Origin of the sequence: Actinomycetospora sp. CA-084318 (assembly GCF_050955885.1) — a bacterium.
Classification (GTDB): Bacteria; Actinomycetota; Actinomycetes; order Mycobacteriales; family Pseudonocardiaceae; genus Actinomycetospora.
Genome location: NZ_CP192098.1, coordinates 2,292,450 through 2,307,838, shown reverse-complemented (window position 1 = coordinate 2,307,838; position 15,389 = coordinate 2,292,450). Strand labels below are relative to the sequence as shown.

17 protein-coding genes are annotated in these 15,389 nt (G+C 75.2%); 7 read left to right on the top strand and 10 right to left on the bottom strand.

Features of this window, described 5'->3' with window-relative positions:
* Positions 1-130: 130 nt before the first annotated feature.
* Both ACQPYX_RS11300 and ACQPYX_RS11295 read left to right on the top strand, forming a co-directional pair.
* Positions 131-1,891, top strand: a complete 1,761-nt coding sequence (locus tag ACQPYX_RS11300; RefSeq protein ID WP_433803002.1) for a hypothetical protein — start codon at positions 131-133, stop codon at positions 1,889-1,891.
* On the top strand, positions 1,888-2,019 hold the full coding sequence (locus tag ACQPYX_RS11295; protein ID WP_433803001.1) for a hypothetical protein: 132 nt from the start codon (positions 1,888-1,890) through the stop codon (positions 2,017-2,019). The genes ACQPYX_RS11300 and ACQPYX_RS11295 overlap by 4 nt, the downstream gene beginning before the upstream one ends.
* A 6-nt stretch (positions 2,020-2,025) precedes the next feature.
* Here ACQPYX_RS11295 and ACQPYX_RS11290 read toward each other — a convergent pair whose 3' ends face one another.
* Positions 2,026-2,433, bottom strand: coding sequence for a DUF1801 domain-containing protein (locus ACQPYX_RS11290; protein WP_433803000.1), 408 nt, complete (start codon positions 2,431-2,433; stop codon positions 2,026-2,028).
* Positions 2,426-5,599, bottom strand: coding sequence for a BTAD domain-containing putative transcriptional regulator (locus ACQPYX_RS11285; RefSeq protein WP_433802999.1), 3,174 nt, complete (start codon positions 5,597-5,599; stop codon positions 2,426-2,428). The genes ACQPYX_RS11290 and ACQPYX_RS11285 overlap by 8 nt, the downstream gene beginning before the upstream one ends.
* 178 nt (positions 5,600-5,777) lie before the next feature.
* Between ACQPYX_RS11285 and ACQPYX_RS11280 the strand changes: the two genes are divergently transcribed.
* The 4 genes from ACQPYX_RS11280 to ACQPYX_RS11265 all read left to right on the top strand — a co-directional run bounded on the left by ACQPYX_RS11280 (position 5,778) and on the right by ACQPYX_RS11265 (position 8,344).
* Entirely contained in the window at positions 5,778-6,359 is a 582-nt protein-coding gene (locus ACQPYX_RS11280) for a hypothetical protein (RefSeq protein WP_433802998.1), read from the top strand.
* Positions 6,360-6,500: 141 nt separating this feature from the next.
* Positions 6,501-7,055: a DUF4190 domain-containing protein gene (locus ACQPYX_RS11275; RefSeq protein WP_433802997.1), complete on the top strand. Its 555-nt coding sequence runs from the start codon at positions 6,501-6,503 to the stop codon at positions 7,053-7,055.
* Positions 7,056-7,194: 139 nt separating this feature from the next.
* Entirely contained in the window at positions 7,195-7,467 is a 273-nt protein-coding gene (locus tag ACQPYX_RS11270; RefSeq protein WP_433802996.1) for a hypothetical protein, read from the top strand.
* Positions 7,468-7,492: 25 nt separating this feature from the next.
* On the top strand, positions 7,493-8,344 hold the full coding sequence (locus ACQPYX_RS11265) for an alpha/beta hydrolase (protein WP_433802995.1): 852 nt from the start codon (positions 7,493-7,495) through the stop codon (positions 8,342-8,344).
* Positions 8,345-8,348: 4 nt separating this feature from the next.
* Here ACQPYX_RS11265 and ACQPYX_RS11260 read toward each other — a convergent pair whose 3' ends face one another.
* Positions 8,349-8,714 (bottom strand): hypothetical protein, encoded by a 366-nt coding sequence (locus ACQPYX_RS11260; protein ID WP_433802994.1) that lies wholly within the window; start codon positions 8,712-8,714, stop codon positions 8,349-8,351.
* A 105-nt stretch (positions 8,715-8,819) separates the two neighbouring features.
* Between ACQPYX_RS11260 and ACQPYX_RS11255 the strand changes: the two genes are divergently transcribed.
* Entirely contained in the window at positions 8,820-9,569 is a 750-nt protein-coding gene (locus tag ACQPYX_RS11255) for a hypothetical protein (protein ID WP_433802993.1), read from the top strand.
* A gap of 119 nt (positions 9,570-9,688) precedes the next feature.
* On the opposite strand, the gene ACQPYX_RS11250 is transcribed toward ACQPYX_RS11255, so the two are convergent.
* The 7 genes from ACQPYX_RS11250 to ACQPYX_RS11220 all read right to left on the bottom strand — a co-directional run bounded on the left by ACQPYX_RS11250 (position 9,689) and on the right by ACQPYX_RS11220 (position 15,388).
* Positions 9,689-10,096: a type II toxin-antitoxin system VapC family toxin gene (locus ACQPYX_RS11250; protein ID WP_433802992.1), complete on the bottom strand. Its 408-nt coding sequence runs from the start codon at positions 10,094-10,096 to the stop codon at positions 9,689-9,691.
* A gap of 298 nt (positions 10,097-10,394) precedes the next feature.
* Positions 10,395-11,306 (bottom strand): hypothetical protein, encoded by a 912-nt coding sequence (locus ACQPYX_RS11245; RefSeq protein WP_433802991.1) that lies wholly within the window; start codon positions 11,304-11,306, stop codon positions 10,395-10,397.
* Entirely contained in the window at positions 11,303-12,313 is a 1,011-nt protein-coding gene (locus ACQPYX_RS11240) for a hypothetical protein (protein WP_433802990.1), read from the bottom strand. Before ACQPYX_RS11240 ends, ACQPYX_RS11245 begins: the two co-directional genes overlap by 4 nt.
* A complete protein-coding gene (locus ACQPYX_RS11235) occupies positions 12,310-12,837 on the bottom strand; it encodes a UGSC family (seleno)protein (RefSeq protein WP_433802989.1) in 528 nt (175 codons plus the stop codon). The genes ACQPYX_RS11240 and ACQPYX_RS11235 overlap by 4 nt, the downstream gene beginning before the upstream one ends.
* A gap of 11 nt (positions 12,838-12,848) precedes the next feature.
* Positions 12,849-13,691 (bottom strand): NAD(P)/FAD-dependent oxidoreductase, encoded by an 843-nt coding sequence (locus tag ACQPYX_RS11230; RefSeq protein WP_433802988.1) that lies wholly within the window; start codon positions 13,689-13,691, stop codon positions 12,849-12,851.
* Positions 13,688-15,064 carry a UGSC family (seleno)protein gene (locus ACQPYX_RS11225; RefSeq protein WP_433802987.1) on the bottom strand — a complete coding sequence of 459 codons (1,377 nt, stop codon included), beginning with the start codon at positions 15,062-15,064 and terminating at the stop codon, positions 13,688-13,690. Before ACQPYX_RS11225 ends, ACQPYX_RS11230 begins: the two co-directional genes overlap by 4 nt.
* Positions 15,065-15,073: 9 nt before the next feature.
* Positions 15,074-15,388, bottom strand: a complete 315-nt coding sequence (locus ACQPYX_RS11220) for a UGSC family (seleno)protein (protein ID WP_433802986.1) — start codon at positions 15,386-15,388, stop codon at positions 15,074-15,076.
* Between the last annotated feature and the right edge of the window lies 1 nt (position 15,389).

The window sequence follows — 15,389 nt, the reverse complement described above, 5'->3', positions numbered from 1 at the left end:
GACGACGAGCCGCGCTGTCACGCTTTTCCCCTCAGTCACCCGCCCGGACGCAGTGGGCCACACGAACAGCCCAACCAGTGTGACCTGCCGTCAGGAAAGGATCAGCACGGACGTTCTGAGGGGGGCGCAGGTGAACGACGATCTCAGGCCGGTGGCGAAGCGGGTCGAGAGCATCGAGGGGAAGGTGCGCGGGCTGAGCAGCACCGTCGGTGCGGTGGCGGGCGGTGTCCGGGACGTGCAGTCGTCGGTCACCCGGCTCACCCTGAAGCTCGACTCGGTGGACCTCGCCGTGGCCGGCGTGCACGGCGCGGTCTCGGACCTGGAGAACCACCAGGAGACGACCCTCGACGAGCTCCGGACGTTGCACACCGAGTTCCTGGAGTACCGGCGTCGGACGGAGCTGGCGCGGGCGAAGCAGGCGGCGCAGACCGAGCTGATCAAGGTGAGGCAGGAGCTCGACACGACGTACGGGCACTACGACCGCGTGCGCCGCAGCGCGATCGGGATGCTGCAGGCCATGGACGCCGGTCTGGTGTCCGACGCCGCCGTCCGCGGCCTGTCCGAAGAACTCATGATCACGACGCCGGAGTACTGGCTCGCGCCCGCGCTCGTCGCGATCGGCGGGTGGTTGGGCGAGGACCGTGGCCTGGTCGGGCGCGCCGTGACGGAGGCGGCCCGCCGCGATCCGGACAAGGCGGCGCTCTTCTTCATCCTCGTGCTGCAGCGCCATCGTCGGGAGGCGGCGGTGGCGCGGTGGGTCGAGCGGTACCTCGCTCAGCGGGACCCCTTGGCGCTCGCGCCGGAGTTCCGCATCGTGCTCGACGCGGCGACGACGGGTCTGCTGGGCGCCGCGCCCCAGGTGATGATCGCGGATGCCGTCCGGCGGTGGGCCACCCAGCTCGGCACCTACCCGCACCTCGCGGAGGCGCAGGTGGCGCGCTGGGAGACGATGCTGCGGGGGCTGGCGTCGCCGGCGCCCGACCTCCCCGGGCTCGCGGTGCACGCCCCGGCCTGGAAGCGAATGGCCGAGCTGTCGCGACGGGCGAGCGTGTTCGCGGGTGGCCTGCGCTTCCTCGACGACGTTCTCGTCGCCGAGGCGCCGCCCGACCAGTCGCTCGTCAAACGGGTCGACGCGCTGCTCGAACGGCTCGCGGCGGACTTCGACCGCGAGGAGGCGCCCTTCCGACGACAGGCCGAGCGGCTCATGGCCATCGTCGAGTACGAGGGGGACGCCGAGGCCGCCGACGCCGCGCGTGCCGCCACGAGGACGTCGGACGAGCCCGTCGACCTCGCCTCGCTGGTCTCGGACGCCGCGCTCGGCGGCGCGGACGCCGTCGCGGTGCCCGCCCCGACCCGCCGCCTCGCGGTCGCCCTCTCCGGGAACTGGGCGGCGGAGGCGGTGCGACGCATCGGGGACCGGCTCGCCGAGGCGCAACCGCAGGGCGTGCACCTCGTCCACGGGACCTGGAGCGGCATCCTCGACGAGTCGACGTCGGTCGAGGACCTGGCGCTCAGCGTCCGCGAGCACCACGACCAGCTCACCGAGGACGCGGTGGCAGCGGTGCGTCTCCTCCCCCGCGCGTGGCTGGCCGGCGTCGCGGGGGTGCTGGCGGTCGCGCTCGGGGTGCTGGCGCTCGTCAACGGCTTCGTCGTGCTGGGCGTGATCGCGGTCGTGCTCGGGCTGGCGGGGTCGGTCTTCGCCTCCGTGGAGCACCGGGCGCTCCCCGGGCGCCGGGATCGTGCCGAGCGAGAGGGGATCCTCGCGGCGCGCGAGGCGGAGAAGGCGATCCGGCAGGCCGGGGACGAGGCGATGCTCTGGCTGGACGACTTCGAGAGAGCACTGGCGACGGCGGGCACGCTCCGCGACCGACTTGCGGCGTTCACGCCGTGACCGGGCCCGACGACGGCCGGATCGACCCCGCCGATCCGAGGTTCGACGCCGTCCCGCTCCCGCCCGAGGGTGACGACGCGGCACTGCCTCTGCCGGACTGGGATCCGCTGCCGCCGGACGACGTGTAGGGCGACTCAGACCTGCCCCTCCCCGCCCACCTCGACGGCCCGGCGCACCACGTCGGCGAACGCCGACAGGTCGAGATCGCCAGGGCGGCGGACGCGGATGCAGCTCCGCCCGACCGAGACCGTCCCCAGCCCGGCGGCGTGGACCTCGGGCAGGTAGCGCCCGTCCTCGAGCGCACTCACGTAGACGCTGAGGTGCTTGCTGCCGCCGCGCATCGAGATCAGGTCGGCGTCGCCCTCCCGGCCCGAGGCGTACCGGTAGTGGAAGGCGCCGTACCCGAGCAGGGTGCCGCGGCGGGTCGGCGGGAGGAGCTCCGGCGCGACGTCCGCGACGGTCTGATGGACCTCCCGGGCGATCGCCACCTGCTGATCGCCGAGCGAGGCCAGGAACGACGCCAGGTCCGGTGGATCACCCACGCTTCTCCCCCATCCCCAGCGGCAGCTCGACGTCCTCGCCGTCGAGCACGGCCCCCACCCGGTCGGCTGCGTCCGCCCACGGCGACCAGCCCAGAGCGGTCGCGAGCTTCTCCGCCGCCGCGACGTCGGTCCGCGCCGCGGCCCGGTCGCCCAGGACCATCGCCGCGAGCCCCGCGAACAACGCCGCCGGACCGGTGATCACCGCGCCGTAGCCCAGGATCACGACCGCGTCCGGGTCGGCGGGCAGCTCGGCCCGCACGAGGCGGGCGGTCTCGTGGTCGTCGAGGCTCACGGCGGCGCTGGCGGCCATGCACAGCGCGGGGCGGTCGAACAGCCGGCTCGCGGTGGCCGCGCGGCGCTCGCGGAAGGCGCGGAGCAGGTCGACGGCTTCCCGACGACGTCCGGCGCGGGCCCGCGCGACGGCGGCGGCCGCCGCCCAGGCCGGGATGGTCGGGTTCTGGGTGGCGGCGCCCTCGGCGAGGTCGCCGAGCGTGTCGGCGGTCCCGGTCATCCAGGCCGAGATCATCAGGTGGACCCCGAAGGCGGAGAGCGCGTCCCCGACGCCGAGCTGCTGCCCGAGCTCGAGCGAGGACTGCGCGGCGGCGCGGGCCTCGTCGTAGTCGCCACGGGCCAGCAGCAGCGCCGACCCGAGGACCTCCGCCGCCCAGATCAGGCGCGGCCGGTGCCAGCGCCGGGCCTCGACCGCCAGCGTCTCGCGCAGCCGCAGGGCCCGGTCGACGTCGCCAGCACCCAACGCGGCCGTGAGCAGGAGTTCGGTGGCGTCGAGGACGATCGTCGGGTCCCCGGTGCGCCGGGCGAGGTCGAGCGCGCTGCGGGCCAGCGCGAGTCGCCGGGCGGCCGATTCCGGTCCCTCGACCAGCTGGCGCACCTCCAGCGCCCGCGCCCGCGCCCGCACCGCCACCGACGCCCCGTCCGCGGCGGCCCGCGACTGCAGCTCCGCGACCAGGTCGGGCCGTGCGACCCCGGCCAGCGACTCCTCGCGCAGCAGCGCCACCAGCAGGTCGATGCGCGCGCGGGGCGGGAGCGGCACGGCCTCGGCGCGGTGCAGCCGGGCGAGCCGTCGCGGGTCCCCGGAGACGGTGCGACCCAGCGCCTCGTCCCCCACGGCGGCCTTCACGACGAGGCCCGGGTCGCCGTCGGCGCGGGCGAGGGCGGTGTCGAGCAGGTCGTCGGCCTCGTCGGTCCGTCCGAGCCCGGCGAGCACGAGGCCGCGGTGGACGTCGACGACCGGGTCGTCCTCCCGCGCGCACGCCTCGAGCAGCTCCAGAGCCTCCGCGAGGGCGCGCCGCTCGTAGGCCAGCACGCCCGCGTCGCGGCGGGCGAGCCCGACCTCCGCAGCCGGCAGCCCCGCCCCGAGCACGTGGCGCAGGCGGACGTAGGCGTCGTCCTCGGGCTGCAGGTGGTCGAGCCGCGCGCGGTGCAGCTCGCGCGCCACCGAGGTGGGCACCGACTCGCGGACCGCGGCGGCGACGAGGTCGTGGCGCAGATCCACCCGCTCGCCGTCGACGGCGGTGAGCCCGATCGGGACCACCGACCGCAGGTCCTCGACGACGTCGAGCCCGCGCCGGCCGAGCACGGCGGCGAGGGCCGGGGTCGGCACCGGACGCAGGACCGCCAGCGCCTCCAGCGCGCGCCGGACCTCGGGTCGCAGGGCGTGCAACTGCTGGTCGAACACCGCGCGCAGGCGGTCCGGGACGCGCCCGACCGCCGCCCGGACCGCAGCCTCGTCGGGCTCCGCCGCGAGGACGTCGAGCAGGGCGGTGACGTGCAGCGGGTGGCCACCGGTCCGGGCCGTGACGAGCGCGGCCACCCGGACCACGGCGTCGTCGGGAAGGTGCCCCAGCCGGGCCCGCGCCAGCTGGACGACCGCCGTCGGCGCGAGCTCGGCGAGCGGGACGAAGAGCGTGTCGGTGTCACGCGCCAGGTCGGCGCGGCAGGCGCTCCAGTCGGGCCGCGCGACGACGTCGGGCACGCGGGCCGCGACGAGCACGACGACCTCGGGCGGCAGGCCCTGGCGCACCAGACCGGTCAGCGCGCCGAGCGAGGACGAGTCCGCGCGGTGGGCGTCGTCGAGCGTGACCAGCACCGGGCCGTCGGCCGACAGCTCGGCCAGGCGTCGCCGCACCCAGGGCACCGGCGCGCCCGCGGGACCGTCCGGGGGCGGGCCGAGCGCCTCGACCCACGCCGTGAGCGGGGTCGCGCCCTCGTCCCAGGCGCCGCGCAGGACCTCGCCCGTCGCCGCGTCGCGGACCGCCGCGAGCAGCGTCGACTTCCCGATGCCCGCCTCTCCCTCGACGACGACGAGCCGCCCCTGGGTCGGGTCGGCGTCCGTGGCCGCTGCGATCGCGGCGAGCTGGGTCTCGCGGCCGACGACGCGACGCCGGGGACGACCCGGCGTCGGGAGGGCGGCGGACCGGTCGAGGAGGACCCGGCGGTAGGCGTCGCGCAGCTCCTCCCCCGGCCCGACGCCGAGCTCCTCGGCCAGGTGGCGGCGGGCCGCGAGGAAGGCCTCGACGGCCTCGCGCGGGCGACCCGCCTCATGCAGGGCAGCGACGAGCAGGGCGTGCCAGGCCTCCCGGTCGGGGTTCGCGGCGGCGAGCGGCCCGACCACGTCGACCGCCTCCAGGGCCCGCCCGAGCGCGAGCAGGGCGCGGGCGCGGACCTCGAGCACGTGCTGGTGGCGGGCCTCGGTGTGCTCGCGCGCGACGTCGAGCCGCGGCGTCGAGACCCCCGGCCACGGCGGTCCGGTCCACTCCGCGAGGGCACCGTCCGCGGCCGCCAACATCGCGGCCGGCTCCTCGGCCGACAGGGCGACGCCCGCGAGCCGGTGGAAGCGGCAGACGTCGACCCGCTCGGGGTCGAGGTGCAGCGTGTACGCGCCGGCGGAGGACGACAGCTGCTCGCGGGGGATGCCGAGGAAGTCCCGCAGGCGGGTCAGCCGGGTCTGCAGGGTGCCCCCGGGGTGGCGGGGCGCCGGGGTGTCCGCCCACAGGTCGGCGACGAGGGCGTCCCGGGTGATCGGGGTGCGGGGCGCGGACGCGAACAGGGTCAGGAGCACCTGGACGGCCGAGCTGGTGGGCTCCCGTTCGCCCTGTCCGTCGTCCACGGCCACCCGGCCGAGCAGACGCACCCTCAGGTCACCCATTCGCCCCCCTGAAGTGCGCAACGCCCCCCGGCGCATGGCCGACCGTAGTTCACGTTCGGGACGGACGCGACCGTTCACGTGATCGGGGCACAACGGCACACGAATTGATTGACACTGGGTGATCGCCACCCGAGTCGGATGTAAGGGAAGCGAAAGCCCCACCGGGTGGACTGGCGCCGTGACCGTGGAGGAACCGGCGACCGTCGAGGCGTTCGACGTCCTCGCCGCGCGCGCCCACTCCACGATCGACCTCGACCTCCTCCTCGCCGACCACCCCGAGGCGGTCCTCGCGGTGCGGCGGGAGGCCGCGGTCGCGTGGTTGGCGACGCCCTCGCGGGGCCCCGGACCGGCCGGGACGCGGGCGGTCGTCGCGGTGCTGCGGGTCCTCGGCCCCACCCCGGCCCTGGAGCGGGCGTGGTTGCGGTGGATCGAGGAGGGCCGCTTCGACGGTCATCCCGACGACGAGGCCGGCGCGTCCGCCCGCGATCTCGTCGACGGTCTGCGGCACTGCGTCGAGCACGGCGTGTTCGGGGAGGACCACGCGCTCGTCCACGGTGCGCTGGCGCACTGGTCGGGGTTGCTGCGGAGCCCCGAGCCGGACCGGCGTCGCCGGGGGCTGTCCGCGGTGGCCGCGATGGTGGCGTCCGGGCGACGGTTCCCTTCCGCACTGCCGGGTGTGGTGACGCGGGCGCTGCGGGACGACCCGACGGACGAGGCAGCCCGGTCGCAGGAAGCGGTGAACGCGCTGTTCGACAGGTAAGCGCTTCAGCATGAGCTGTTCGAGTGAAGATCGGTCGTGTGTCACACGACGGTGTCACGGTTCGTCAGATCCACTCGATCACCGGCCTACCGACCGCGCGGGCACTCCGTCCGCGCGGCGGCTCCCGGTGAGGACTCGTTCATGACGCAGCAGGTGCCTCCGTACACCTCCCCCGAGCAGCCCGTTCCGGGCTACGCCCCTGCCCCGCAGGCGCCCGCGAAGACCAACACGATGGCCATCCTCGCGATCGTCTTCGCGTTCGTGTTCTCGCCGCTCGGCATCGTCTTCGGCATCATCGGCCGCAAGCAGACCGTCGAGCGCAACGAGAACGGCCGCGGTCTCGCGACGGCCGGCCTGTGGCTCTCGATCGTGTTCGTCGTCCTCGGCATCGTCTTCGCCGTGCTGAGCGCCGTCCTGGCCGCCTCGATCGCCAACCAGGTCTCCCAGCTGCCCCAGACGCCGTCCGCGTCCCAGTCGGCTCCGGCCGCCCCGGTGGTGCAGCCCGACCAGCTCGCCCCCGAGGTCGCGGCCCAGACCGCCGCGCAGGACGTCACCTGCCCCTCGCCGCTGCCCGGCGAGATGGGCGCCAGCACCACCTGCTCCGGCACCGTGGACGGCGAGCCGACCTCCTTCACCGTCACGGTCAACGCCGTCAACGGCACGCAGATCGGCTTCTCGATCGTGAAGGCCGGCTGAGTTCCTCCAGAGCGCCAGGACCCGTCGTCGGGACGTTCCCGACGACGGGTCCTACCGTTTCCGGCGTTTGGCGGAGGTCGCTGTCGCTCACCCCGGGTCACCCGGCCTGCCGTCGGGTTTCCCGACCTGGAGGTCACCGGTGACCGCTGCGCCCGACGCCGACGTCATGATCAGCCTGCTCCGCCAGCTCGACGAACACCTCGGCGACTCCCGTGCCGAGGGCGGCGCCGACGTCCCGGGTCCGGACTGGACCGTCAACGGCACCGAGGTCGACCCCGAGCAGCGTGCGCGCGTGGTCACCGAGGCCTCCGACGCCGGCTACATCGAGATCACCCACCTCGACCGCTTCCCCCTGCCGACGGCGATCACCCCGGAGGGCCGCCAGCTCGCCCGGCGCGAGGCCCGCGACTGAGGTCTGTACCCGGCACACTTCGCAGGTGACTCGAGCCCGGCGCGGTGTGCTGCGGCGCGTGCTCGTCGTCGCGGGGGCGATCGTGGCCCTCGTCGCGCTGCTCGTCGGCGGGCTCTGGCTCGGTCAGCGACATCTGATCTACCTGCCCGACACCGGCCCGGTCCCCGCGGCGGCGAGTGTGCTGCCGGGGGCCGAGGACGTCGTACTCCGGACCGCGGACGGAGAGGCACTCGGCGCGTGGTTCGTGCCCGCCCGGGGCCCGCGGCGGGACGTGACGGTGCTGGTGTTCAACGGCAACGCCGGCGACCGGTCCTTGCGCGCACCGCTGGCCGCCGCGCTGCGCGCGCAGGGGGTGGACGTCCTCCTGCTCGACTACCGCGGTTACGGCGACAGCTCGGGATCGCCGAGCGAGGAGGGACTGGCTGCCGACGCCCGCGCCGCCCACGAGTACCTCGTGACCACGCGGAGCGTCCCGCCGCAGCGCCTGATCCTGCTCGGGGAGAGCCTCGGGGGCGCGGTCGCCGCGCGGCTCGCCGTCGAGGCCCCGGTCGCCGGGATGGTGCTGCGCTCACCCTTCACCGAGCTGGCCGCGATCGCCGAGCGCCTCTACCCCGTGCTGCCGGTGCGGCTGCTGCTGGCCGACCGGTTCCCGGTCGCCGAGCTCGTCAGCCGGGCCGGGGTCCCGACGACGGTGGTGCTCGGTGAGGACGACCGGCTCATCCCGCCCGCGCAGAGTCGGGCGGTCGCTGCCGCCGCGCGGGCCGAGGTCGTGGCCGTCCCCGGCGCCGACCACAACGACGCCGTCCTCGGGCACGGGCCGGCCGTCGTCTCGGCGGTGACGCGCCTGGCGGACTCCCTCTCCGGACCCGCCCGCTGAGGGGTCACCTCCGACTTCGGAGCACCTTGGCCGTCGTCACCGCGAGCACCACCGTGCCGAGCGTCTCGACCACCAGCGAGGTCGGCGCCAGGTCGTAGGACAGGCTCGAGCGGAGCCCGAAGAGACCCACCGTCAGGGCCAGCACCAGCGCCAGCCACGACCCGGCCATGAAGACGAAACTCAGCACCGTGACGACCGGCGCCAGTCGGCCCCGCAGCGCGAGCATCGCCCCCGCGAGCACCAGCGCCGCGATGCCCTGCAGCGTGAACAGCACACCCAGCAGCCCGCCGGTGCTGGTCGCCACGAGATAGAGGTGGATGACCCCGACCGCCAGGAGCGCCACCGCGCTCAGCACGCGCCACGTCCACATGGGTCGTCCTCCTCGTCCCGTCTGCCGGACTTCTACCAGGCCTGACCGACAAACTGGGTGAGTTCATCCCGCGATGACCGGGTCGGGCAGGGCATGCTGCCGTCCGTGTCCGACGTGCACCCGGGGTCCGAGCCCCGTGCCCGTGACCGTGCGGAGGCGTGGCTGCTGGTCGTCCTCGCCGTCGTCGCGCTCGCCGGGTGTCTCCTGCGCGGACCGGTCCTGCTCGGCGATGTGGTCGGGCCCGCGCCGACCGCCTGGTGGATCACCCCGGTCGTCCTGCTCGGACTCCTGCTGCTCGCCGTCGAGTCCGTCCGCGCCGGCCGACTCGCCGATGCCCGGATGCGCGCGGTCCGGCTCCCGGTGGCGATCGCGCTGCTCGCCGAGATCGTCCTCGCCGTGCTGCCGTGGCTCGCCGCGCCGGCGGTCGTCGTGGGCGTCGTCGCGCTCGCCGTGGCGGCGGCTCGGCTCCTCCCGCTCGAGCCCGCGCGCAGCGTGCGCCAGCGGATCGCGCTGCACGGGCCGGTGTTGCTGGCGCTCGGCTGGACCGCCGCCCTGACGCCGGCCGCGGGCGAGTCGCTGGGTGCGACCCTCGGGCTCGGCGGGGGCGAGGCGTCGGTGCTCCTCGCGTGGGCCGCCGTGATCGTCGTGGGCATCGCCGGCACCTGGGTGATCGACCGGACCCGCGCGCCGCTGCCCTTCGCGATCGGCCTGCTGTGGGGGCTCGCGTGGACTCTCCCGGGCGGGCCGGAGTGGATGGTGACGCCCGTGCTCGTCGCGATCCTCGCCGTAGGCTGGGTCCTCGTCCGCCGACTGACCCGCACCGGACCGCCGACCTGGTCGGGCGCCTTCGCCTGACCCGGCAGGTACTGCCGTAGGCAGTTGATCATGTCGAGCGCGACGGCCGGAGTGTCGCGCTCGACATGATCAACTGCCTACAGACGAACGAGGCGTCCTCGGCGGCACGGGGGACGGAGTCAATCCGCGTCGTCGGGTGGCGTCAGGATCCGGCAGCGCGGTCCGTTCGCAGCAGCCAACCGCAGGTCGAGCGTCATCAGCGGCACCCCGTAGGCCTCGGCGAGCGCGACGGAGGCGGCGTCGTACACGCTCACCGCTCCTCGCAGCTCCCAGGCGCGGGTAGCCAGGGCCGGGTAGTCGACGAGAATGACCGGGAGGTCGAGCAGGTCGCGATGCGCGAGGCACCCGATGTCGTCGCTGACGTCCCCGCGAGCGATCGCGCGCCGCGGGATGTCCGTTGCCTCGAACGGCATCAGATGCGGTGCCACGACGTCGTCCCGGCTCGACGCCGCCCGGACCCACCGCCCGACCGTGCCGTCGTCGAGCAGCCCCGCGACCACGGCCGACGCGTCGACGACCACGCTCACGCGCGGTCAGCGTCCCGCGCGGCGAGGATCGAGTCCGCGGTCACCCGTGAACCGGTCGCGGCCGTGCGGGCGCCGACCCGGGACCAGAACGTCTCCGGGTCCGGTCGGGCGGCCATCGCGATCAGCTCCCGGCGGAGGTGTTCCTGGAACGATCGCCCGGCACGCGCAGCGCGAGCGGCGAGTTCGTCCTCACGTCCTCCGGGACGTCCCGGATGGTGATCGAGACCATGCAGTCAGTCTGCATGCATCGCAGGCACATCGGCTGCATCCCGGTGATCGCCCTTCCCGGGCCCTGCTCTCACGGCACCGGGCGGGTGACCCCGCGCGACCCGCCCGCCCAGCCCGGCAGGTGCAGCATCTTCACGCCCGGCCCGCCGGCCACGACGAGCCGCAGCGCCTCCGGTCCGGCCGAGACCGGCGCTCCGAGCCGGGCACTCCCCCGCGCGTGGAGCTCGGACGCCACCGCGAGGCCGTCCAGACGACGGGCGGTCTCGGGCGGGAGCACCACCGTCTGCTCGCACGTGGCCATCCGGTCGAGCCCGCCGCCGGCGCGCGCGGGGGAGGCGAGGGCGTCGGCGAGGGGTTCGAGGACGTCGTCCGGAGCGGTGAGGTCGTCGCGCGGGACGACCTCCGCCGTCCCGGCGAGGGCGAACACGGTGACCTCGTCCGCCGGTCCCGACGCCGCGAGACAGCACCCGTAGCGGGCGGGCTGGGCCGTGGTGGCCATGCTCGTCACGCCGGTCGTCACGCCCCCGATCGTCGCCAGGGTCAGCGCCAGGGCCCGCCCCACCACCCCGTTCGCGTGCGGACCGGGTCCGAGCATCCCGGTCGACGACGACAGCCCGAGGTCCGCGACGAGGTCGCCGCGGACGACGAGCCCGACGGCCGGGGTCCCCGTCGTCGTCTGCACCCCGAGCAGGTTGAACTCCGGCTCCAGGGCCGCGACCGCCGCCGTCAGGACCAGCGGGACGACGCCGGGCCGGCACCCGGCGAGCACGCAGCACCCGGCCACGGCGCGCGCCGTGAGCTCGCCGAACAACGGCGGGACCAGGCCGAGCACGTCGTCGGGAGCCGCGATCCCGGCGAGCATCCGCTCCCACCGCTCCGGGGTCGGGGGCACCACGGGCAGCCCGTCCCCCACCCCGAGCGCCAGCAACCGCGTCGTCGCCTCGTCGACCGACGTCCCGGGCGACACCGGGGAGAACGTCACCGGCGGACCCGCACCGAGACCAGCTCCGTCGCCCCGAACGACGGGATCCACGCCGAGTGCTTGCCCGCTCCCCCGGCCACCGTCACGTGGAGCTGCTCGGGGCCGGTGCTCACCGTGTAGGAGTCGCCCTCGGGCTTCACACCCCACTCGACGAACTGCTCGCGGTTGCCCGGCGAGATCCGCTCCACCGGGATGCGCGCGTGCGTCCAGAGGTGCTCGCGGATCGACCCCACGTCCCACCCGTCGCGGTGCAGCGTCGCGGCGTGCTCGGGCCCGAGGACGAGCAGGTGCGGGCCGCGGACGTAGACGTTGTTGGAACCGCTCTCGGCCATCGTCCCGGCGATCGTCGTCAGGATCTCGAGCCCGGTCGTGCTGCCGTGGTCGTTGACGTTGTGCGGCGGCTCCGCGGCCATCACCGAGACCACGGGATCGTCGGGACCGAACCCGCGCTGGACCGCGAGCCCGGACCACGGGCTCTCGTCGGACTCGGCGAAGCAGAACGTGTACTTGGCGGGCGACCCCTGCGTGGACCGGTCGAGCGTGCCCGGCTGCGCGCCGCCGACGTGCAGCAGCACGAGCGAGAGGGCGCGCCCGAGGGTGGCGTTGTTGCGGTTGCCCGGTCCGAAGCAGTTGCCGCCGGCGTGGAACCCGGTCCGCGCGCTCCCGGAGACGAGGACCATCGGGGCGCAGGGGTGGGTGGTGGCGAGCGACCCGTGCAGGTTGTAGGCCGGGGTCGTCACCGCCTCGAGCGCGGCGAGCAGCAGCGGGAGCAGCCCGGGCCGGCAGCCCGCCATCACCGCGTTGGCCGCGACCGACCGCAGCGTCGGGGTCACCCCGGTCGGCGGCAGCGCCGCCAGCCCGTCCCCGGCGTCGTCGGGAAGACCGGCGAGCATCGCCTCGACGCGCTCCTCGGTCGGCGCGACGGTGGGCAGCCCGTCGCCCCAGCCGCGCTCGTCGGCCCAGTCCTCCCAGACGGCGGACTCGGGCACGTCGAGGGTGTCGGTCACGGCAGCACCTCCATCGTCCGGAAGGCCTCGAGGACACCGTCGTAGGCCGCGTCGATCCGCCCCGCGAGCTCGGCCTCGGAGAGCCCGCCGATGGGATGGTCGATCACGACGAGGCTCGGGTCGGCCTTCCGGGCCCGCGCCTGCGCCTGGACCAGCGGCAGGAAGGAACGAGTGACGACGAGGACGGAGCGGGCGCCGCGGCGCTCGAGCTCCAGCGAGTCGTGGAGACTCCACGACGAGCACGAGCCTCAATCACCGATCGCCACCACCGCGAGCCGGTACTGCGCGCCGAGGTGGTCGAGCAGCTCCGGGTCGGCCCCGGAGGCGGCGCTGGGCTTCGAGGCGACCGCCATCGGGCCGAGCCCGTGGTGCTCGAAGAGGCGGCGCCCGAGGGTCTCGAGCAGGACCGTCGCTCCGGGCTTGGAGTTCGACAGCCCGCAGAGGGCGCCCGTTCCCGACGACGGGGCGCTCGTCTCGGTGAGGTCGGCGGGCCGGAGCCCGGAGGTCGGGTCGACGATGCGCACGGCGGATCTCCTCAATGCTCGGCGGCGAGCAGGTCGATGACGGCGAGGCCGGCCCGACGACCGTCGGCGGCGGCCTCGAGCAGGGTGGGGGTCCCGCCGGTGCGGGCGACGTCGCCCGCGAGCAGCACGTGCGGGTCGCCGCCGGCCGCGTCGAACAGCGCGCGGCGCGGACGGGTGACCTCGGCGAGGAACACCCCGGCGGCCTCGACCGCGCTGCCGTCGTCGAGCCGCACCGCGGTCAGCGCCGACGCCCCCTCGAGCGCGGTGGCGGTGACGTCGCGGCGCACCTCGACGGTCGCGGATGCCGACACGGCCCGCTCGGCGGCGGCCGACCACGACACGCGCGCGGCCACCACCGTCACGTGCGCCGCGACGCCCGCGAGCTCGAGCGCCTCGGCCGCCGCCCACTCATCGCCCCCGAGGACGACGACCTTCTTCCCCGCGTAGAGGGGGCCGTCGCACGACGCGCACTCCGACAGGCCCCGGCCCACCCACGCCTGGGCGTCCGGCAGCGCGGCCTCGTCGGGGGCGAGGCCCGTCGCGACGACGACCGCGCGCGCCGTGGCCGGGCCGTCCAGGGTCTCCAGCGACACGGGCCGGCCCGGCGTGAGCCCGGTGACCTCGCCGTAGGCGATCTCGACGCCGGCGCCCATGGCCTCGTCGAGGAGGGCGCCCGCGAACTCGGGCCCCTGCGGCACCCCGCCGGGCCAGGCTGACACCGCGCCGAGGGAGATCAGGCGTCCGCCGGGCGCGAGCATGTCGTACGCGACGGTGCTCAGTCCCTGTTCGGCGCAGGTGCGGGCGGCGGTCAGCCCGGCGATCCCGGCGCCCACCACGGCGACGTCCCAGGTCATGAAGGGTCCTCGATCCGATGGCTCACGGGCACTCCCTGGACGTGGTTCTGGACGAAGCCGCGGGACTGGTTGCGGCTCTCGTTGCCGGCCAGCACGATCCCGAGGTCGTCGGGCCGGGCGAGCATGGGGACGACCCGGTCGGGTTCCGTGCCCCCGTACCGGGCGTCGAGCTCCCCGGACGCCGCCATCGCGTCGAGGTCGAAGCTCGTCGACCCGACGTTCCACGCGCACCGCTGCAGCGCCGACGCCGAGACGAGCAGGTGCTCCCCGAGGTGCGCGCGGATCGCCGCCTTGTCCACCCCGCCCCGGGCGAGCGCGGCCGCCACCGCGGGACCGAGGACGAGCAGCGGGTGGAAGGCGCCGAACTCCAGCCCGGTGTACGCCCACGGCCCGATGGCGTCGGCCATCCCGCGGGTGAGGGCGTCGAGGTGGTCGCGCACGGTCTCGCCGCCGGAGTAGATCGGGGCGCTCACGGTGACGACGCTCTGCACGGTCACCACCGAGTCGTCGTCGGCGAACCCGCGGTCGGCGCGGAACGACGGCCAGCCGAGCCCGCGCACGGCGTCGTCGTTCTCGGCGAGCGCCACGTGGAAGGTCGACGCGATCGCGCCCTGGTCGGTGTGCTCGGGCGGGATCCGCAGACCGGCGAGGTTGCGGAGGTAGAGCCGCGTGAAGCGGCCGATCGACGTGTTGGCCCGGCGGCCCACCCGCAGCGCGCCGGTGCCGCTGTTCAGGTCGAGCCGCTCGACGACCGGGCCGGAGAGCACCACGAGGGGCTCCCACCCGGGGGTGGACCCGGCGTCCTGCACCCGCCAGACCGGGTCGGCGAGGCACTCGACCACGGCGACGAGGACGCCCATGTACTCCGGGCGGCACCCCGCCATCACCCCGGTGACCGCGACGCTGCGCACCGTCGCCTGCCGCTGCTCCGGTGCGAGGACGCCGAGCACCTCGTCGGGATCGCGTCGGGTGTGGGCGAGGAACGCCGCGACCCGCTCGGGGGTCGGCGGGACGATCGGGAGGCCGTCGGTCCAGCCGCGCGCCTCGAAGTGCTCGGTGACCGCGTCGAGGTCGCCGCGGACGACGACGTCGGTCGGGGACGGCTCGACGTCGGGAAGAGCCTGGTCCGAAGCTGCCGACCCCGCCACCAACGCGTCGACGACGGCGGGTGCCACCTGCTCCCGCATCTTCGTCCGGAAGGTGACGGTGTCGTCGGTGAGGATCACGCCGGGGTAGCTGACGATCGGGACGTGGGGCACGCCGAGGGAGCGCCCGATCGCGCGTCCCATGCCCTCGAACCCCGCTCCGCCGATCGCCACGGCCGGGACCCCGGCGCGCTCGGCGGTGGCCGCTGCCCGCATCACGGCAGGCATGCAGGAGCCTCAAGCACCCACCGCGGCGACCACGAGGTCGACACGGTGCGAGCGCAGCAGCTCGGGCAGGGCCTCCAGGACGCGGCGCTCCTCCGCGGCCGACGCGTGGAAGTTGCCGAACTCCTCCCACCCGACGAACGCCACGTCGCCGTGCCGTTCGCGGGCGACCTCGGAGATCACCTCGAACATCTCGGGGCCGCGGAAGAGCTCGTCCCACAGGTAGGCCACCCGCGCACCGGCGAGCTCCGCGGGCCGCTCGTGCTCGGTGACGTCGCCGGTCACCCGCGGCGCCAGGGGCCACATCGCCTCGTACTGGGGTTCCACC

Excerpts from the sequence above, each read along its gene's own strand:
- ACQPYX_RS11285 (WP_433802999.1), bottom strand. The coding sequence starts at position 5,599 with ATGGGTGACCTGAGGGTGCGTCTGCTCGGCCGGGTGGCCGTGGACGAC.
- ACQPYX_RS11275 (WP_433802997.1), top strand. The coding sequence starts at position 6,501 with ATGACGCAGCAGGTGCCTCCGTACACCTCCCCCGAGCAGCCCGTTCCG.
- ACQPYX_RS11260 (WP_433802994.1), bottom strand. The coding sequence starts at position 8,714 with ATGTGGACGTGGCGCGTGCTGAGCGCGGTGGCGCTCCTGGCGGTCGGG.
- ACQPYX_RS11230 (WP_433802988.1), bottom strand. The coding sequence starts at position 13,691 with ATGACCTGGGACGTCGCCGTGGTGGGCGCCGGGATCGCCGGGCTGACC.
- ACQPYX_RS11225 (WP_433802987.1), bottom strand. The coding sequence starts at position 15,064 with ATGCCTGCCGTGATGCGGGCAGCGGCCACCGCCGAGCGCGCCGGGGTC.